This is a genomic window from Dryocola sp. LX212 (assembly GCA_041504365.1).
Lineage (GTDB): Bacteria > Pseudomonadota > Gammaproteobacteria > Enterobacterales > Enterobacteriaceae > Dryocola.
Genome location: CP167917.1, coordinates 2,911,815 through 2,930,571, shown reverse-complemented (window position 1 = coordinate 2,930,571; position 18,757 = coordinate 2,911,815). Strand labels below are relative to the sequence as shown.

General features: G+C 54.2%; 19 protein-coding genes and 1 tRNA gene. 13 read left to right on the top strand and 7 right to left on the bottom strand.

Features of this window, described 5'->3' with window-relative positions:
- Nucleotides 1–32: 32 nt before the first annotated feature.
- Nucleotides 33–1,184 (bottom strand): acyltransferase family protein, encoded by a 1,152-nt coding sequence (locus tag ACA108_14270; protein XEX94543.1) that lies wholly within the window; start codon nucleotides 1,182–1,184, stop codon nucleotides 33–35.
- A gap of 240 nt (nucleotides 1,185–1,424) precedes the next feature.
- Between ACA108_14270 and dacD the strand changes: the two genes are divergently transcribed.
- The 10 genes from dacD to ACA108_14220 all read left to right on the top strand — a co-directional run bounded on the left by dacD (nucleotide 1,425) and on the right by ACA108_14220 (nucleotide 9,693).
- A complete protein-coding gene (gene dacD, locus ACA108_14265; GenBank protein XEX94542.1) occupies nucleotides 1,425–2,591 on the top strand; it encodes a serine-type D-Ala-D-Ala carboxypeptidase DacD in 1,167 nt (388 codons plus the stop codon).
- A 167-nt stretch (nucleotides 2,592–2,758) separates the two neighbouring features.
- On the top strand, nucleotides 2,759–3,229 hold the full coding sequence (sbmC, locus tag ACA108_14260; GenBank protein ID XEX94541.1) for a DNA gyrase inhibitor SbmC: 471 nt from the start codon (nucleotides 2,759–2,761) through the stop codon (nucleotides 3,227–3,229).
- 130 nt (nucleotides 3,230–3,359) lie between these two features.
- On the top strand, nucleotides 3,360–4,418 hold the full coding sequence (locus tag ACA108_14255; protein XEX94540.1) for an FUSC family protein: 1,059 nt from the start codon (nucleotides 3,360–3,362) through the stop codon (nucleotides 4,416–4,418).
- 168 nt (nucleotides 4,419–4,586) lie between these two features.
- Nucleotides 4,587–4,907, top strand: coding sequence for a DUF496 family protein (locus ACA108_14250; protein XEX94539.1), 321 nt, complete (start codon nucleotides 4,587–4,589; stop codon nucleotides 4,905–4,907).
- A gap of 246 nt (nucleotides 4,908–5,153) precedes the next feature.
- Nucleotides 5,154–6,683, top strand: a complete 1,530-nt coding sequence (locus tag ACA108_14245) for a cobyric acid synthase (protein XEX94538.1) — start codon at nucleotides 5,154–5,156, stop codon at nucleotides 6,681–6,683.
- Nucleotides 6,674–7,216 (top strand): bifunctional adenosylcobinamide kinase/adenosylcobinamide-phosphate guanylyltransferase, encoded by a 543-nt coding sequence (gene cobU / locus ACA108_14240; GenBank protein ID XEX94537.1) that lies wholly within the window; start codon nucleotides 6,674–6,676, stop codon nucleotides 7,214–7,216. The genes ACA108_14245 and cobU overlap by 10 nt, the downstream gene beginning before the upstream one ends.
- Nucleotides 7,213–7,956: an adenosylcobinamide-GDP ribazoletransferase gene (gene cobS / locus ACA108_14235; protein XEX94536.1), complete on the top strand. Its 744-nt coding sequence runs from the start codon at nucleotides 7,213–7,215 to the stop codon at nucleotides 7,954–7,956. The genes cobU and cobS overlap by 4 nt, the downstream gene beginning before the upstream one ends.
- Nucleotides 7,957–7,986: 30 nt before the next feature.
- Nucleotides 7,987–9,042, top strand: coding sequence for a nicotinate-nucleotide--dimethylbenzimidazole phosphoribosyltransferase (cobT, locus tag ACA108_14230; GenBank protein ID XEX94535.1), 1,056 nt, complete (start codon nucleotides 7,987–7,989; stop codon nucleotides 9,040–9,042).
- A gap of 70 nt (nucleotides 9,043–9,112) precedes the next feature.
- The gene (locus ACA108_14225) at nucleotides 9,113–9,397 is read left to right on the top strand and encodes a damage-inducible protein J (protein ID XEX94534.1); all 285 of its coding nucleotides are present in this window, start codon (nucleotides 9,113–9,115) and stop codon (nucleotides 9,395–9,397) included.
- Nucleotides 9,394–9,693 carry a type II toxin-antitoxin system RelE/ParE family toxin gene (locus ACA108_14220; GenBank protein XEX94533.1) on the top strand — a complete coding sequence of 100 codons (300 nt, stop codon included), beginning with the start codon at nucleotides 9,394–9,396 and terminating at the stop codon, nucleotides 9,691–9,693. Before ACA108_14225 ends, ACA108_14220 begins: the two co-directional genes overlap by 4 nt.
- Before the next feature lie 6 nt (nucleotides 9,694–9,699).
- Here ACA108_14220 and ACA108_14215 read toward each other — a convergent pair whose 3' ends face one another.
- Nucleotides 9,700–10,005, bottom strand: a complete 306-nt coding sequence (locus tag ACA108_14215; GenBank protein ID XEX94532.1) for an ArsR/SmtB family transcription factor — start codon at nucleotides 10,003–10,005, stop codon at nucleotides 9,700–9,702.
- 189 nt (nucleotides 10,006–10,194) lie between these two features.
- On the opposite strand from ACA108_14215, the gene fusA reads away from it, so the two are divergent.
- Nucleotides 10,195–12,294 carry an elongation factor G gene (gene fusA / locus ACA108_14210; GenBank protein ID XEX94531.1) on the top strand — a complete coding sequence of 700 codons (2,100 nt, stop codon included), beginning with the start codon at nucleotides 10,195–10,197 and terminating at the stop codon, nucleotides 12,292–12,294.
- 138 nt (nucleotides 12,295–12,432) lie between these two features.
- Here fusA and ACA108_14205 read toward each other — a convergent pair whose 3' ends face one another.
- From ACA108_14205 to ACA108_14195, 3 genes are all read right to left on the bottom strand, one after another.
- The gene (locus tag ACA108_14205; protein ID XEX94530.1) at nucleotides 12,433–13,569 is read right to left on the bottom strand and encodes an HlyD family secretion protein; all 1,137 of its coding nucleotides are present in this window, start codon (nucleotides 13,567–13,569) and stop codon (nucleotides 12,433–12,435) included.
- 4 nt (nucleotides 13,570–13,573) lie between these two features.
- On the bottom strand, nucleotides 13,574–13,897 hold the full coding sequence (locus ACA108_14200) for a DUF3302 domain-containing protein (protein XEX98118.1): 324 nt from the start codon (nucleotides 13,895–13,897) through the stop codon (nucleotides 13,574–13,576).
- 193 nt (nucleotides 13,898–14,090) lie between these two features.
- Nucleotides 14,091–14,166 (bottom strand) — tRNA-Asn (locus ACA108_14195).
- Between the two features lie 160 nt (nucleotides 14,167–14,326).
- Between ACA108_14195 and ACA108_14190 the strand changes: the two genes are divergently transcribed.
- Nucleotides 14,327–15,814, top strand: coding sequence for an EmmdR/YeeO family multidrug/toxin efflux MATE transporter (locus ACA108_14190; protein XEX94529.1), 1,488 nt, complete (start codon nucleotides 14,327–14,329; stop codon nucleotides 15,812–15,814).
- 4 nt (nucleotides 15,815–15,818) lie between these two features.
- On the opposite strand, the gene ACA108_14185 is transcribed toward ACA108_14190, so the two are convergent.
- Nucleotides 15,819–16,730, bottom strand: coding sequence for a LysR family transcriptional regulator (locus tag ACA108_14185; GenBank protein XEX94528.1), 912 nt, complete (start codon nucleotides 16,728–16,730; stop codon nucleotides 15,819–15,821).
- 129 nt (nucleotides 16,731–16,859) lie between these two features.
- On the opposite strand from ACA108_14185, the gene nfsB reads away from it, so the two are divergent.
- A complete protein-coding gene (gene nfsB, locus ACA108_14180) occupies nucleotides 16,860–17,513 on the top strand; it encodes an oxygen-insensitive NAD(P)H nitroreductase (GenBank protein ID XEX94527.1) in 654 nt (217 codons plus the stop codon).
- A gap of 92 nt (nucleotides 17,514–17,605) precedes the next feature.
- On the opposite strand, the gene ACA108_14175 is transcribed toward nfsB, so the two are convergent.
- Nucleotides 17,606–18,757, bottom strand: a complete 1,152-nt coding sequence (locus ACA108_14175; GenBank protein ID XEX94526.1) for a CdaR family transcriptional regulator — start codon at nucleotides 18,755–18,757, stop codon at nucleotides 17,606–17,608.

Here is an 18,757-nt window from a genome sequence, read left to right as displayed (position 1 = left end):
CATTTGTTAACGCATCAGAAGCAGACCCGTGTTCAGGATATCTCGCGCTGGGGCTGTGCCGGCGGGACGCCAGTCACCCGTTTGCCAAGCGCAATGCCCGGCTTCTCCACTTTATGGTACAGGCCGCAGGCAATCAGGTACGTCACCGGCAGGCAGATGCAGGTCACTGCCATAAAGCGCACGAAAGAGGGCAGGTGGCTGAAGGCTGTGTACTGGACCAGCAGGCCAATCACCGGGATGACGATCATCAGGTGCAGCAGATAGACGGAATAAGAGACGTCGCCTAAAAACAGGCTAACCGGCCGGGTCAGAATATGGCGTGGGTAAGTAAAGAGTTCCGTAAGGCGCGTACGCTTTTCTGGCCGCCAGAGCAGGCCGGTCATACCGGCAATGAGCAGGCATTCCATTACCAGGCGCAGGTGATTTTCGGCGATGCGCATTTGCCAGGCAACAACCGGGGCCAACAGTGCGAGGCCCATATAGCGGATTTGCCTGTGCCGAATCGCCTGTGAAATCAGCATCCCCGCGATAAACATGGGGAGTTTAATCAGTATCATCGACGGCATCGGGAAGGCGTTGAAATAGTCAGGCAGCAGCCAGCGGGCCGCCAGGCAGAACAGCATCAGCATCACGGCGCTGATGGCAAAGCCAAAACGCATAATAATCAGCATGATGAAAGGGAAGATGAGGTAGTACTGCATCTCCAGGCCGATGCTCCAGTCCGGTAAAACCGTGCGGTACGAATACTCGGGGATAAAGCCAAACACGAACGTCAGATGGCTCAAAATATTCATCAGGCTGTGGTCGGCATAGCGGCTGCTTAGCGTCGCCGTGGTGGGCCAGGCGCTGGCTATCATGTCGCGCATTTCCCCAAACCAGGTGCCAAATAATAGCGCAACAAACAGCAGTAAATAATAGAGCGGAGCGATTCTGAAAAAGCGTCTTAACCAAAAAACTCGCCAGGTGTTTACGCTATTCCACGGCTCTCTTTCAGCCCTGTCCTGATAATTTTTGGTCATCAGATAGCCGGACAATAAGATAAAGAGATCGACCCCCATTCCCGGATCGTAAAGCAGGGGGATAGGACACTGGGTTAACAGACAAATATGACCAAGAAGTACCCACAGCGAGGCAAAACCCCGCAGCCCCTCTAGTTCCGGCGTCCAGTTCTTACTTTGCACCATGCTGGTACCTTTAGAATAAAAATTATGCAAAAGCGCACGATATAAATGAACGGGGGGGTCTGGCAATAAGACGAATGAGAGGAATCTGTATTATCGGAAAATACGGAGGGAGAGAGGAAGTTGCTACCTGAAAAATTAACCTGATATAAAATATGTCATATTTTCTTGCAATTTTCCCGCGCAAAATAATCTGAATTCCCGTAAAACGAGCCGCTTAAATAAGTTTCTGAGGATATCCCGTTGAAAACCCGCCTGCTGTTCGCACTGAGCCTTCTGTCGGTGCCCGTACATACTGTTTTTGCTGATGATACTTTCGCTTCTTCACCGCAGCCACCGCAAATTCAGGCAGGATCTTGGGTCTTAATGGATTACACCACCGGGCAAATTCTGACCGCGCAGAACGAACATGTTAAGCGCAATCCGGCGAGCCTGACTAAGCTTATGACCGGGTATGTGGTTGACCGGGCTATTGACAGTGGGCGCATCAGCGGCGAGGACATCGTGACGGTGGGTAAGGACGCCTGGGCGAAGGGCAACCCCGTATTCGACGGCTCATCGCTGATGTTTTTAAAGCCCGGCGACAAGCTTAGCGTTCACGATCTGAGCCGTGGGCTGATTATCGATTCCGGTAACGATGCCTGCGTGGCGCTTGCGGATTACGTGGCGGGCGGCCAGCCACAGTTCGTGGCGATGATGAACAAATACGTGGCTAAGCTTGGCCTGCGGGATACGCATTTCGAAACGGTTCACGGCCTGGACGCGCCGGGGCAGCACAGCTCAGCCTACGACCTGGCCGTCCTGTCGCGCGCAATCATCCATGGTGAGCCAGACTTCTATCATATGTACAGTGAAAAGAGTCTCACCTGGAACGGGATTACACAGCACAACCGTAACGGGCTGCTGTGGGATAAAAATCTCAACGTCGACGGGCTGAAGACCGGCCACACTGCGAGCGCCGGGTTTAACCTGATTGCTTCAAGCGTGCAGGGCCAGCGCCGTCTGATTGCGGTGGTCATGGGGGCCGAAAGCTCAAAAGGGCGTGAAGACCAGGCGCGTAAGCTGCTGCACTGGGGCCAGGACAACTTCGATACGGTGCAGGTCCTGCATAAAGGTAAAAAAATTGGCACCGAGCATATCTGGTACGGCGACAAAGACAGCATAGACGTCGGACCGGGGCAAGATGTTTTTATGGCGCTGCCAAAATCTGAAGTGCCAAATATCAAGGCTAAATATGTCCTTGATCATCCGAATATGGAAGCGCCGCTGGCGGCAAATAAGCGGGTGGGGGAGATTGAACTCTTCGACCGCGACAAGCTTATCGCCCACTGGCCGCTGGTGACGCTGAATGAAGTGCAGAAGGGCGGTATGTTCTCGCGCTTTAGCGACTATCTGCACCGCAAGTTTTGATTTCCCCTGAGAAGGAATGGCGGGTGGGGAGCGATCTCCACCCGTTTTTTTTATCTTTTCCAGATGTGTGCCTGCTCGCAAATTAATCATAAATAGCCGCGGTCTGGTTCGTTCCAATTGAAAAATGGTGTATGTTTATACAGGTCATTATCCTACGAGGAGGATCTATGGAATTCACAATAAAGCAGGTTTCACAAAAAAAAGTCGCCGGTTTTCATATGGTTGGTCCATGGGAGAAAACCGTATATCAGGGATTTGAGCAGCTGGCAATGTGGGTAAAAGCCCATCAGGTTCCCGAAACCGAGTGGCTTGCGGTCTATTATGATAACCCCGAGGTCGTGCCGGCAGAAAAATTACGCTGCAACACTGTCGTTGCCGTTGCGGAAGACTTTGCGGTGCCGGATAACAGCGAAGGCGTCATCGTCACCCATATCGAAGGCGGCCAGTATGCCGTAGCGCGAGCAAGAGTTGATGACAACGATTTTGCCAGACCCTGGAACCAGTTCTTTGAGAAGCTTATGGGTGATTCTGAATACCAGCCGGACGGCAAGCCGTGCTTTGAACATTACCTGAACGACGGCACGCAGAGCGGCGTCTGGGATATCGATATGTATATCTCTGTTTCCAGTAAGCGTTGAATCACTGCTGGTAAAAGCAAGCATATTTTTACGCGGTAGTTTGATCTAACCCAAACACCCGAAAGCCGCCTGTCTCGGGTGTCTGGCTTTACTCTGTTACAATCACGTTTTTTATTCTCTGGAGACGGGTGTGCGCCCCGATAAATCACTCAGCCCCCTGGAATTACGGGTTTACGGCCACTACCGTACGGTGCATGGCATCCGCATTGCTTTAGCTTTTATTCTGACATTCCTGATTGTCCGCCTGCTGGACGTGCCCGAAGGCACATGGCCACTGATTACGCTGGTGGTCGTTATGGGGCCCATCTCCTTCTGGGGCAACGTGGTTCCCCGCGCATTTGAGCGCATCGGTGGCACGATATTTGGTGCCGCTCTCGGGCTGGTCGCGCTACGCATTGAGCTTTATTCACTGCCGTTGATGCTCATCTGGTGCGCGATCGCCATGTTTTTATGTGGCTTTCTGGCGCTCGGTAAACGGCCCTATCAGGCATTGCTTATTGGCATCACCCTCTCTGTGGTCGTCGGCGCTCCCGCAGGGAATATGGAGCTTGCGCTGTGGCGAAGCGGCGACGTCATTTTCGGTTCGCTGCTGGCGATGCTCTTCACCAGCATCTATCCTCAACGGGCGTTCATCCACTGGCGAATCCAGATGGCAAACTTCGTCACCGCCTTTGGCCGCATTTACAATGCCGGGTTCTCGCCGAACCTGCTCGAAAGGCCACGCCTTGAAAAGCCGCTGCACAGCATCCTCAATGACGTAGTGAAAATGCGCTTGCTGATTGGCCCGTGCAGCAAAGAGACGCGCATCCAGAAGTCAATTTTTGAGGCGATCCAGAAAGTCAGCCGCAATATGGTCTGCACCCTTGAGCTGCAAATTAATGCTTACTGGGCCTCCCGCGCCAGCCATTTTCTGATGATCAACGCCCGTACGCTGCGTGACACGCAGCAGATGACGCAAAAAACGCTGCAGGCGATTGCCTTAGCCTTGCAGGAGGGGAATCCGTCCCCCATATCAGCGAACACAGAAGAACTGACCGACATTGCCAACGAGCTGCGGCTGTTGATGCAGGAGCAGCAGGGCAACTCGCTCCAGGAAACACCGATTCACGGCTACGTGTGGCTGAGCCTGGAACTGGCTCGTCAGCTGGAATTACTGTCGCAGCTAATCTGCCGTGCGCTCAGAAAGTAGTGCGTCAGCGCCCAGCTTTCACAATGCTGGTTTCGATTCAGCACTATTTGAGGTTAAGATAGGTCAAGCGACCTATAAATTATTGTCAACGACGGCCGCTACCTTTATGGTTAGCCTTATGGCGGTTGTCTTAACGAATCCGAGTCTGTATTTAGCAGGGGTGTAAAAATGGAAAATACTAAGCCTTCATTCCAGGACGTTCTGGAATTTGTGCGTCTGTTCCGTCGTAAGAACAAGCTGCAACGTGAAATCCAGGACGTTGAGAAAAAGATCCGCGATAACTCAAAACGCGTTCTGCTGCTGGACAACCTGAGCGATTATATCAAGCCTGGCATGAGCATCGAAGCGATTCAGGGCATCATCGCCAGCATGAAAACCGACTACGAAGACCGCGTGGATGACTACATCATCAAGAACGCCGAGCTGTCGAAAGAGCGTCGTGAAATTTCCAAAAAGCTCAAAACCATGGGCGAGCTAAAAGCAGACTAGGTGCTGCTGTCCTGAAGTCTTTAAAACCGCCGGTCCGGCGGTTTTAAATTGCTGGCGCAGAAGGAAAAAGCGTGGTTTTTCCTTCTTTGTGGTAAGCAGGCGAAAATCAATGAATTGATTTTCCTTGTTATTTATTCGGTGAGATCTTTGCGAAATTCATTCGCTTTAGGTTTGTCACCAGTCTGAAACCGCCGGTCCGGCGGTTTTTTTACGTCTGCCCTTCAAACTATCGATTAAGGAGCCGGGATGTCTCTTGCTGTCATGATTCAGGGAACCGCATCGGACGTGGGGAAAAGCGTGCTGGTGGCCGGGCTGTGCCGTATTTTTGTCCAGGATGGTCTGCGTACCGCGCCTTTTAAATCGCAGAATATGGCGCTTAATTCAGGCATTACGCCAGACGGTAAGGAGATGGGGCGCGCACAAATCTTTCAGGCGGAAGCGGCAGGCATTGCCCCGGACGTGCGTATGAATCCCGTGCTGCTGAAGCCAACCAGCGATTGTCAGGCGCAGGTGGTGCTGATGGGTAAAGTGGCTACCAATATGGACGCGGTCACCTATCACAACTACAAACCGCAGCTCCGTACGCAGATCCGACAAACGTACCAGTCTTTAGCCTCTGAATATGACGTTATGGTGCTGGAAGGGGCGGGCAGCCCGGCGGAAATCAACCTGCGCGATCGCGATATCGTCAACATGGGGATGGCCGAACTGGCCGAATGCCCGGTTATTCTGGTGGCGGATATCGACCGCGGCGGCGTGTTTGCGGCGATTTACGGGACGATCTCACTGCTTCTTGAACATGAAAAATGGCGTGTGCAAGGCGTCATTATTAATAAGTTTCGCGGTGATAAAGCGCTGCTTTATTCCGGCCTTGAGCAAATCGAAGCGCTAACCGGGGTGCCGGTGCTGGGCGTTATGCCGTGGCTGAAAGTCGATCTGGAAGATGAAGACAGCGTGGTGCTTGAACGTGGTAAGTACGACCCAGTGACGCCAAAAGATATCGACGTGGCGGTCATACAGCTGCCGTACATGTCCAATTTCACCGATTTTAACGCGCTGGCGGCCCAGCCGGACGTGCGCCTGCGCTATGTGACCCATCCCCATGAGCTTCAGAACTGCGATCTCGTCATCCTCCCCGGCAGCAAAAATACCTTAAGTGACTTGCAGTGGCTGCGAGTGCGGGGGCTGGAATCCGCTTTGAATGCTCATCATCTTTCCGGTCGCATGGTGATGGGTATTTGCGGTGGCTATCAGATGCTTGGAAGGCATATCTACGATGGCGTGGAGTCCGGGCTGGATGACATGCCGGGTGTGGGTCTGCTGGATGTGACGACTCGCTTTGCCAGGGGGAAAATCACTACCCGTGTGGCGGGCCAGACCCTGCCTGGCGGTATTAGCACAGAGATGGCTTACAATATTGAAGGCTACGAAATCCATATGGGTGAAACGCAGCGAGGGCCGCATGTCCGACCTTTCGCTCGGCTGACGCAATGCAATGCACGGCCTTATGACGGCCTGGACGGCGCGGTCAGCGAATCGGGGAATGTTGTGGGTACCTATCTGCACGGCATTTTTGATAACGGCGGGTTTACCCGTGCGCTCCTTGACGGCCTGCGCCTGCGAAAGGGCCTGGTGGCGTGGAGCGGTGAGCATGTTGATTATCAGCAGTACAAGCAGCAGCAGTTCGATATTCTTGCCGACGCAATGCGCGAGCATATCGATATCGCCCGCATTTATCAGATTATGCATGAGCACCAGGAGCAACCATGTACCTGATTACCGGCGGCGCGCGCAGCGGCAAAAGTAGCCATGCCGAGCGGCTGGTTTCAGCCAGTGAGCGCGTGCTTTATATCGCCACCTCAAAAATCCTCGACCCGGAAATGGCGGAGCGAATTGCTCACCACCGCGCTTCACGTCCCGCGCACTGGCGTACCGTTGAACAATATCGTGGGTGGCCTTCATTGATTGGTCCACGTAACGATCCGCAAGAGGCCGTGCTGCTCGAATGCATCACCACGCTCATCACTAACATCATGTACGATGCGGCAGGCGGTACGCCGGAGGATGAATGGGATTTCGCGTATATGGAGCATGAGGTCAATCAGCAAATTGACGAGCTGATTGCTGCCTGTGCGGCTTGCCCGGCTCCGGTCTTTCTGGTGACCAATGAAGTAGGGATGGGTATCGTGCCGGAGAACCGTCTGGCACGGCATTTCCGGGATATTGCCGGCAGGGTTAATCAGCGTCTGGCAGCGCAGGCCGAAGCGGTCTGGCTGGTGGTTTCAGGGATAGGAGTGAAAATAAAATGATCTTCCGTTTGTACTTCGCCATGCTGCAGTTTATGAGCCGTTTGCCGGTGCCAGGCCGCTGGTCGCAGGGGCTGGAGGTGAACCAGTACGTGCGCGGTATCGTTACCTTTCCGTTCGTCGGGCTGCTGCTGGGGGCGCTGGCAGGGCTGGTCTTTATTCTCCTGCAGCCCTGGTGCGGCCTGCCGCTGGCGGCTCTGGGCTACGTGTTAGCACTTGCCTTACTGACCGGGGGATTTCATCTCGACGGCCTGGCCGATACCTTCGACGGGATTTTCTCGGCGCGTACCAGGGAAAGAATGCTGGAGATTATGCGCGACAGCAGGCTTGGCACGCACGGCGGGCTGGCGCTAATTTTTGTGCTGGTTGCCAAAGTGCTGGCGGTCAGCGAATTGTCATTGCGCGGCTACAGCATGCTCGGCGTGCTGACGGCGGCGTCTGTGGCCGGGCGAACCGCCTGCGTGATGCTGATGTACCGCCAGCAATACGCGAGGGAATCCGGCATGGGCAACCTGTTTATCGGCAAGGTCAGCGGTACACAAACCGCGATCACGCTAGCCTGCGGGGCATTGCTCTGCCTGATGCTTGTCCCTTCTGCCGGGCTGCTGGCATTCGCCGTAACGTTCATTGCCATTATGGCATTTGCCTGGGCGCTGCGGCGCACCCTCGGCGGCCACACTGGCGATACGCTCGGCGCGGCCATCGAACTTGGCGAAGTTGTTTTCCTGCTGGCGCTGCTTTAGCGTCCGCTCAATCGTACAGAGAAGAATTAAATGCAGACACTGGCTTCACTTCTGGCGGCAATTGCTCCGCTGAATCGCGACAAAATGGCAGTTGCACAGCGGCATATTGACGGTCTTTTGAAACCTCAGGGCAGTCTTGGACGCCTGGAGTCCCTTGCCGTGCAGCTTGCGGGAATGCCCGGGATGAAAGATGACCTGGATACGCGGCGCAAGGCAATTCTGGTGATGTGTGCGGATCACGGCGTATATGCCGAAGGCGTTGCGGTTGCACCGCAGATTGTCACCGCGATTCAGACCATGAATATGACTCGTCATAATACGGGCGTATGCGTGCTGGGTGCGCTGGCGGGCGCAGATGTTACCGTGGTCGATGTCGGGGTGGACAGCGAGCCAATGCCGGGCGTGCTGAACATGAAGGTTGCTCGTGGCTGCGGCAACATCGCACAGGGGCCAGCCATGTCACGCCAGCAGGCGGAAGATTTACTGCTGGCAATGGCGAAACTGACGCTGGCGAAAGCGGCCGAAGGCGTACGCTTGTTCGGTGTCGGTGAACTGGGCATGGCCAATACCACGCCTGCGGCAGCCATGGTGAGCATCTTTACCGACAGCGATCCGCGGCAAACCGTGGGCATGGGCGCAAACCTGCCGGGTGACAAAATGGCCAATAAGGTCGCCGTGGTTCGCCGTGCGCTGGAGATTAACCAGCCTGATGCGCATGACGGTATCGACGTGCTGGCGAAGGTCGGCGGATTCGACCTGGCAGGAATGACCGGCGTGATGCTGGGCGCGGCGGCGGCGGGGCTGCCGGTGGTGCTTGACGGCTATCTTTCATATGCCTCGGCGCTGGCCGCCTGTGCCATTGCACCGGGCGTACGCGACTATCTTATCCCCTCACACCAGTCGGCAGAAAAGGGCGCGCAGATTGCGCTCCAGGCACTTGGGCTTGAGCCCTATTTGCAGATGGGCATGCGCCTTGGCGAAGGTAGCGGAGCGGCGCTGGCGATGCACATCGTTGATGCGGCATGCGCGATGTATAACCAAATGGGGACGCTGGCGGACAGCAATATCGTGTTGCCTGAGGCGTAATAGGTCGGGTTGTCATTGTGGTGAAAAATCAGCCATAATGACAACACAAATGACAATACAAAGGTGCATTATGCCCAACATTAATCTGCGCATCGATGAAGTAACCAAGCGGCTTGCGATGCAGGCAGCAAAGCGGCGAGATACCGATCTGACTAAGCTGGTCCGGGAACGAATTGAAGAACTGGCGGACGAAGAGCTCGCTTTGCAAAATTGCAGCCAGGAACGCTGGCTCGAACAAGAAATCGAAAACGCGTTTAGCCGCTATGATGCCGGAAAGTCGACATTTATTAGCAACGATGACATGGAAAATCGTATGGCGATTCTTAAGGATAAGGCAATGCGAGGGCGCGAATGACGAAAGTATTCTGGGAGCAGGCGGCGCAGAAAGACCGTGAAGAAATATTTAATTATCTCCTTCAGGAAGCTGGTACGGCAGTTGCTATTGCAGCAGATGAGAAATTTACCGCGCAGGCTACCCTTCTTTGCGATAATCCTTACGCGGGTTTAAAGGCGGGGAAAAGCGATATGCAAAGAAAGCTTGTTGTACCGCACTTCCCTTTCATCCTGGTTTACGCCCTTGCGGCCAGCGATATTTACATTCTCAGAGTACTGCATATGGCAAGAAAGCTTACCGGGTCGTACAAGCCTTAGCGGGGGTTAATTATCCTGCATTACCCGCAGCAGCGTTTCCAGCAGGCCTGGAAATCTCGCATCCAGATCCTCTCGTCTTAACGAAATCAGATTCTCCCGCCCCTGCGGCCGCTGCCAGATCACGCCGCTGTCGCGCAGCACGCGCCAGTGATGCGTCATGGTCGACTTCGCGATGTCCTTACGCAGGTTGCCGCACGCCAGCTCCCCCTGTTCCGCTAAGGTGCGAACGATATCCAGCCGCAGCGGATTGCCCAGCGCAAAAAGGACATTTTCCAGGCGGATTTGTTCACGTTCGGGGTGATTGGCGATCATACTCTACCTGTCTCGTTGGCGGTTAGCGGCCGACAATATACCCAAACCGCGCGGCCAGCGCCATGTGGCTTCATTGAGATAAACTATAGCTGCAATAGTTCGAATATACTCGTACAGTTGTACTATGATGATGGCGAACAAAAAACGCGGCACTTCCGCCGCCAACGGTCAACAGACTAAGGACGCATCATGCCCCGACCCATCCCCCTCGAACGCTATCGCAACATTGGTATTTCCGCCCACATCGATGCCGGTAAGACGACCACTACCGAACGCATTCTGTTTTACACTGGCATGAGCCATAAACTGGGTGAAGTTCACGATGGCGCAGCAACGACAGACTGGATGGCGCAGGAGCAGGAGCGCGGGATAACCATTACCTCCGCGGCGGTGAGCTGTTTCTGGCCCGGCATGGACAAAAACTTTGAACCGCACCGTATCAACATTATTGATACCCCAGGGCACGTCGATTTCACCATTGAGGTTGAACGCTCGATGCGCGTGCTGGACGGTGCGGTAATGGTTTATGACGCGGTAGGTGGCGTCCAGCCACAGTCTGAAACGGTGTGGCGACAGGCCAATAAATACCACGTGCCGCGACTGGCCTTCGTGAACAAAATGGATCGCCAGGGCGCTGATTTCTTCCGGGTCGTGCAGATGATGATCGATCGCCTGAAAGCTAATCCGGTGCCGATTGTTATTCCGATTGGCAGTGAAGACCATTTCACCGGCGTGATTGACCTGATAAAAATGCGCGAAATAGTGTGGGATGATGCTACTCAGGGCGTGGCTTTTAGCTATGAGCCCGTACCCGATGAGCTGCTAGCCACCGCGCAGAAATGGCGCGAGAAGATGGTGTCCGCCGCAGCGGAAGCCACCGAGGCCCTGATGGACAAGTATCTTGAAACGGGCGACCTGAGCGAAGAAGAGATCGTCGCTGGCCTGCGCGCCCGTACCGTCACCGGGGAAATTCAACCGATGCTGTGCGGCAGCGCGTTCAAGAATAAAGGCGTGCAGCGCATGCTCGACGCGGTGGTCGAACTGATGCCTTCCCCGCTGGATATTCCGTCCATCAAGGGCGTGGATGAAAAAGGGCAGGAGGTCGAACGCCATGCGGATGACAATGAGCCATTTTCCGCGCTGGCATTCAAGCTGATGACCGATCCCTACGTCGGCCAGCTGACGTTTATCCGCGTCTATTCCGGCGTGCTGAAAAAAGGCGACTCGGTTTATAACCCGGTTAAGGGCAAGAAGGAGCGAATCGGGCGCATCGTTGCGATGCATGCCAACGATCGTCATGAGGTAGAGGAGCTGCGTGCGGGTGACATTGCCGCCTGCGTCGGGCTGAAAGATGTGACAACTGGCGATACCCTGTGTGACCCGAATGCCGTGGTTGCCCTGGAACGCATGGAGTTCCCGGAGCCGGTGATTTCACTGGCTATCGAGCCGAAAACCAAGGCCGACCAGGAGCGGATGGGCATTGCGCTCCAGCGTCTGGCTGCGGAAGATCCTTCGTTCCGGCTGCATACGGACGAAGAGTCCGGACAGACCATTATTTCCGGGATGGGCGAGCTGCATCTGGAAATTATCGTTGACCGCATGAAGCGCGAGTTTGGCGTGGAGGCGAACATTGGGCGTCCGCAGGTCACCTATCGCGAAACCATTCGCAAAACGGTGAAAGAGGTTGAAGGTAAGTTTGTCCGCCAGTCCGGTGGTAAAGGTCAGTACGGTCACGTGGTGTTAACGCTCGAACCGCAGGACGCCGGAAAGGGTTTTGCTTTTGAAGACGCAACGAAAGGCGGCGTGGTGCCACGTGAATTCATTCCTTCGGTGGAAAAAGGGATTCGCGAAGCGCTTAACAGCGGGGTGCTTGCTGGTTATCCGGTGGTGGACGTCAAAGCAACGTTAACCTTTGGTTCGTACCATGACGTGGACTCCTCGGAAATGGCCTTCAAAATGGCAGCTATCCTGGGCTTTAAAGAAGGGGCGAAGCGAGCGGACCCGGTGATTCTGGAACCGATAATGCACGTTGAGGTGGAAACACCGGAAGAGTACGCCGGTAGCGTGATGGGCGATCTCTCTTCACGCCGCGGCATGGTGCAGGGTATGGATGAGAGGCTGGGCAGCCACGTTATACGTGCCGATGTACCGCTTTCGGAAATGTTTGGCTACTCCACCACGCTGCGATCCATGTCCCAGGGGCGCGCGACATACAATATGGAATTCCACCACTACGCGGAAGCCCCGCGCAACGTGGCTGATGACATTATTGCCAGCCGCAAGAAATAAATCAACGTAACCCCAAAGCCCGCTCAGGATAACCTAAGCGGGCTTTTTTATAAGCCGGGCAGGCCGCAACGAGCGGGAGATGACTGTTGCGCTCGGAATGAAGGCCCGCTTTTAAACGGGCCTCTCTGCCGGAAGGCATCAATGATCGAGATAGAGATAGTGCATCCAGCTGGTCATGCGTAACAGGACCTTACGCATGACGGAAACGTGGCTGAAGTGGTCAGAATACACGGCGACCTGGGCAAAAATTCCGTCCGGTAGCGCATCGACATCGTTATTAGGCGCAAGTTCTATCACTGCGATGACACCGTCGCTACCCGGCGTCACGTTCAGTGACTGTAACGTGCCCTGAGCCTGATAGCTGCCTCCCGGAACAACGGGCAGCACTCGTGTCAGCCTACCCTGGAAAACCTGGCCGGGTAGGGCATTGAAGACCACTTCCGCCTCGTCTCCCGCCTCCAGGCGCAACAGTGAGTTTTGCCGGAACTGGGCGATTATCTGTCGCTTTTGCTCGGGAATAAAGACCATAACCGGTCTGAGCGGCAGCGCCGCCGCGTACGTCCCCGGACGGATCAAAACCTGCGTGACATAGCCGTTGCCCGGCGCGCGGATCACCGTCTGGTCAAGGTTATATTTTGCTTCCGTCAGCTGGGCCCTGAGGCTGGCAATCTGCGACTGCTCTCCGTTGACCATGCTGTCCAGCTGACTTTTGATTTGCGACTGCTCGGCGACCGAACCCTTTACCAGAGCATCCTGAGCCAGATAGTTCTGCCGGGCATTGTCGATATCACTTTCTGAGAACGGGTTTACCCTTGCCCTGCTGCCCTTAAGATAACGCTGATAGTCGCCGTATAGCCTGTCGCGCTCTGCAGAAACTCGCGACGTGTTTGCTATCGCCTCATCAAGCTGACCTTTAAGCGTCTGAATATTATGCACCGCCGTCATCAGATCGGCCTCCAGCCGTTTCACCCGCGAGGCATAACGAGTCGGCTCAAGTTTAAAAAGAACCTCTCCCTTTTTAATTAATACGTTTTGGTTTTCATTCACTTCACTCACGATACCGGTGACCTGTGGCGTAATTGGAATGGAAATAACGGCTTTTTGTGCCAGGGACGTATAGGGATGGTTGTAATTCATTAGCAGAATTAGCGCGCTAACTATAAATACGCCGCCCAGGGCCGCAGTGGGTACCGTCCATTTATTTACCGGTATTCTGAATATTTTAAAAATGGCCCAGGCAAAGGCAACATAGGTCAGTATAATGAGTAAATCCATGATATTACTCCAATGGCGGCGTTTGTCGCTGATTCAGCTTGTGCTCCAGCTCCGCAACGCGTTGCTGTAACTGGTTAAATTCGCCCTGCTGGCCCTGCATACCCCAGCCGCGCTCCGGACGGTATAGCGTCGCCCAGATCCATAAAAAAGGCCAGATGACATGTAGCGTAAATAAACTGACCCACCCGGCAACGTGAATCGCATCGGCGTGAGGATGATTACGAGATTTTGCAATGAGATAGGGAATGTCATGTAGGATAATTATCCCATAAAAAATAACGAGGAAAACGCAAATGAGCACACCTAGCGCAAAATAATTGAGAAACATAGCGACCTCGAACAATCTGACCTGAACCTTAAATAAAGATAGCCGCTAAGTAATGCCAGCGTAAGGATTAATATAAAAATCTGTATTTTAATAATGAAAAGCGGGATAAAGTTTTTCCGCTCCTTAGGCGTAAAGAGAAGAGGTTTGAAAACAAAAAAGCCCGCTTTAGTTTCCTTAAGCAGGCTCTTGAAGATGGCTCCTCTGACTGGACTCGAACCAGTGACATACGGATTAACAGTCCGCCGTTCTACCGACTGAACTACAGAGGAATTGCAGTGCGATGTATCTTAGCGAGTGCGCCCGGATTGTCAAAGGCTAAATCGGCCCGCGCCGGTTGATTGCGGATTCCGTCAACATTTTGTCGCCTTTTTAGTCGACTAAATGCAAAAAATTCTTTGCAGGATAAGCATTTGTAAATCATTATTTGAAATGTGGTTTCACTTCTCTCACAGGTCTCTCTTGAACTTACATGCCGTACTCCGCCAGCGCGTGGCTAAGACTCGCTGGTACGCCAAAAGAAAAAGCTATCGGGTTCTCTTCTGGCGGGAAATAACCCCCCTTGCCGTGCCTATTTTTCTGGAAAATACCTGTGTGCTGATGATGGGGGTGCTGAGCACCTTCCTGGTGAGCTGGCTGGGTAAAGAGGCGATGGCGGGCGTGGGCCTTGCCGACAGCTTCAACATGGTGATCATGGCTTTCTTCGCCGCGGTGGATCTTGGTACGACGGTCGTGGTGGCATTCAGCCTCGGCAAGCTCGATCCTAAACGGGCGCGGGCGGCTGCACGGCAATCGCTTGTGCTGATGACGATTATCGCCGTTCTGCTGGCCATCGGCATTCACCTTGCCGGCAACGCCATTATTAACGTTATTGCTGGGGATGCGACGCCGGAGGTTAAAGCGCTGGCGCTCTCCTATCTGCAAACCACGGTGTGGAGCTATCCGGCGGCGGCCATTGCGCTTATCGGCAGCGGCGCGCTGCGCGGGGCGGGCAACACCAAAATCCCCCTGCTGATTAACGGCGGCATGAATATCCTCAACATTATGATCAGCAGCGTGTTGATCTACGGCCTGTTCGGCTGGCAGGGGATGGGGTTTGTCGGCGCAGGGCTGGGGCTGACCATCTCCCGCTACATTGGCGCGATAGGGATTATCTACGTGCTGATGATTGGCTTTAACCCGGCGCTGCGCATCTCGCTGAAAAGCTACTTCACGCCCCTCAAGCTCAATATCCTTTGGGAAGTGCTCGGCATTGGTATTCCGGCCAGCATTGAATCCGTGTTATTCAACGGCGGGAAGCTGCTGACGCAGATGTTCGTGGCCGGGATGGGCACTAACGTTATCGCGGGTAATTTTATCGCCTTCTCGATTGCCTCTCTGATTAACCTGCCGGGCAACGCCCTCGGCTCAGCCTCGACGATTATTGTCGGCAGGCGGCTGGGTAAAGGTCAGATTGGCCAGGCAGAGCGGCAGCTGCGGCACGTGTTCTGGCTCTCTACCATAGGCCTGACGATTATCGCCTGGGGCACCGCGCCGTTTGCCGGGCTGTTCGCCTCGTTCTACACGCATGAAGATGACGTCAAAGAAGTTGTGAAGGTGCTTATCTGGCTTAACGCCGCGTTTATGCCGATCTGGGCCGCTTCCTGGGTGCTGCCCGCTGGTCTTAAGGGCGCGCGTGACGCCCGTTTTGCCATGTGGGTATCCATGCTCGGCATGTGGGGCTGCCGCGTGGTGGCGGGTTATACGCTGGGGATTGTGCTGGGCATGGGCGTGGTGGGTGTCTGGCTGGGCATGTTCTTCGACTGGGCCGTACGCGGTGCGTTCTTCTACTGGCGTATGATCAGCGGACGCTGGCTGAAAAAATATCCTCGCATCAGGCAGCAGCAAACCGAAAAGATGACAGAGCTACCGCCTGCCTGATTCGTTAGTGCGGTAAACCTTCGAGCAGTGCGTCACAGCGCTGCTTTACCGCTTCATGCAGCAGCCGCACCGTTGCAGAGAGCTGTTTGCGGTGCGGACAGATCAGGCTTAGCGGCACCGCGTCGCCGTGATACTGCTCAAGCAGCACTTTCAGCCTTCCTGCGGCAACATCCTCGCTTACGTCCAGCCAAGATTTAAACGCAATGCCCTCGCCGCGAATAGCCAGGCGGCGGATAACTTCGGCGTCATCGCTCATCATCGAACCTTTCACGGCGACATGGTGCACGTTGCCATCCTGGGTAAACGTCCACTTGTCGAAAACCCTGCCCTTCAGTAAATAAGTCAGCGCGTTGTGATGGGCTAAGTCGGCAATCTTATTAGGTTCCCCAAAGCGTTCGATGTAACCAGGCGATGCCACTATCACGCGGCGATTAGTGGGGGCGAGGGGGAGGGCGATGAACGACGCGTCATCGTTGATGCCGTAGCGAAAGGCGATATCCACAGGATCTTTAAACACGTCGGCGATTTGATCGGAAAACAGAATCTTCAGCTGCAGCGCGGGATGCTGGCGGCGAAACTCCTGAAACACCGTCAGCATAATGTTGCGGCCCAGATCCGAAGGCACGGCGATTTGCAGCACGCCCCGTACTTCATCGTTCGCCGGCTGAATTTGTTCCATACCCGCCTCGAGCGCCTGTAGCGCCTGAATGGCATAGGGCAGCCAGTTCTCGCCTTCCGGCGTCATCCGCAGGCTGCGGGTGGAGCGGGCAAAAAGCCGAACGTTGAGGATTTTCTCCAGCCGCTTAATGGCGGTGCTGACCTGCGCGGGCTGCAGGCCCGCCTCGCGCGCCGTGTCGCTGAAACTGTTTAAGGCGCTCGCCCTGACGAATAAAGAAAGATCTTCCAGCCTGAGCATTTTCACTCCCCGAGGATAAGTGTTGTTTTTATAGGTGTGTTTCTCGAAAGCGCGGCGCCTGGTAACATACTCACATGGCTCCGGTCGTAAACCGTTATGCGACCATGTTAACTAACTCAGGGAATAATCATGAATATTATTGATGCAGCGTCTTCACGTTACTCAACCAAAGCGTTCGACGCGGCCAAAAAAATCAGCGCAGAGGACATTGCCAAAGTAAAAGATTTGCTGCGCCTTAGCCCGTCCAGCACTAACTCCCAGCCGTGGCACTTTATTCTGGCAAGCAGCGACGAAGCGAAAGCGCGCATTGCGAAGGCAACCTCGGGCTTCTACGTATTTAACGAACGTAAAGTTCTGGACGCCTCTCACGTCGTGGTGTTCTGTGCGAAGACAGCGATTGACGAAACACATCTGCAAACGCTGCTGGAAAAAGAGAATGCGGACGGACGTTTTGCCAGCCAGCAGGCCATGGAAGGACAGCATAAAGGTCGCTCATACTTCGTGAACATGCATCGGTTTGATTTGAAAGATGCGCAGCACTGGATGGAGAAACAGGTATATCTTAACGTCGGTAATTTCTTGCTGGGTGTTTCAGCGCTGAATATCGACGCCGTGCCGATTGAAGGCTTTGACGCCCGAATTCTTGATGAAGAGTTTGGCCTGCGTGAGAAGGGCTATACCAGCCTGGTGATCGTGCCAATCGGCTACCGCAGCGTGGAAGATTATAACGCTGCGCTGCCTAAGTCCCGTCTCGATTTCAGCGAAATTCTGACCGAAATTTAATTGCCCAGGTGGATGACGCTGGTGGCAAACCGGAAAGCGCAGCGTCATCTCACGATCAATTAGATCGGGGGCCGAACATAACAGGACTGTCATCAGACTACCGAATCCATCCATTCGTTAGGACGAGGATGACTATGACGGTAACAATGCACAGAGACAGAAAGTTGTACCAAATCGGCAAAAGAGAAAGGGTCCAGCTGTAGTTTTTTTTTGATTTGATTAAGGCGGTAGGTAAGCGTGTTGCGGTGAACACCGAGCTGACGGGCGGCTTTTCCCGGTTCACCGTTGTTGAGAATAAAAACCTCCAGCGTATCGAGTAATACGCTCCCCTGGTCATGCCTGAGTATTCGGTTAACGTTATTATTAAAAAAGTTGTACATATAGCTATTTTTCAGCACGCTAAACAGGCAGAACATCGCCATGTCCCGGAAATGATAAATTTGCTGCTGAGGCTGCACCTGCTGGCCCACATCAATTACCGCCCGAGCCAGTTGTATGGCTTCGCGGATGCCGCAGGCACTCTCTGCTTTAACGCCAACACCGATGTGATAATGACTGAGATGACTGCTCAGTGAAAAGTTAACGCTGTCGATGTGCCTGGTGGTCTCCCTTTTCATCGAACCGAGAAGCAGAATTTCATGGCTGCCTAAGATAATGACGTCCTGTATATCGTTTAAGCGAGATAAATCCCCTAACAATCCGGCCAGTACATTGGTGTGGTGATGGTGGGATATCTGCACCACTATCGGTACCAGTGGCCGATCGAGGTGGAAACCGAGGCCACTCAGCCGCTGCAGGGCTTGCTGGCCGGAGGGCGTATCACCGTCCTGAATATATTGTACAAACAGAGTATCCCGCAGGCGCTGCTGCCAGTTTACATCTCTGATTTCAAGCGCCTGACGCACCAGGAGTTCAGCGGTGAGAATAGCCAACTCGGCATAGCGGTTGATGGCAGGGGGATCGCCGCTAACACCGATCACCATGACAACCTGATCGTCAGCCATAACGGGGTGATTGATGCCGGGCTGTACATTTTCATAGTTAGCGGCTTCACTGGCCGGGTGTATGGAAATTCGTTTCCCGGTGCGAATAACCTGTTGCGCTATCGTATGTCGTGTCCCTATGCGCGAGTGTTCCCCAGAGGCGATAATGACGCCCCTGTGGTCAATGACGTTCACATTGTGATGAATAATCGCCATGGCTCTGGTTACAATTTCATTGGCAAGTTCGGGAGTAATTAGCAT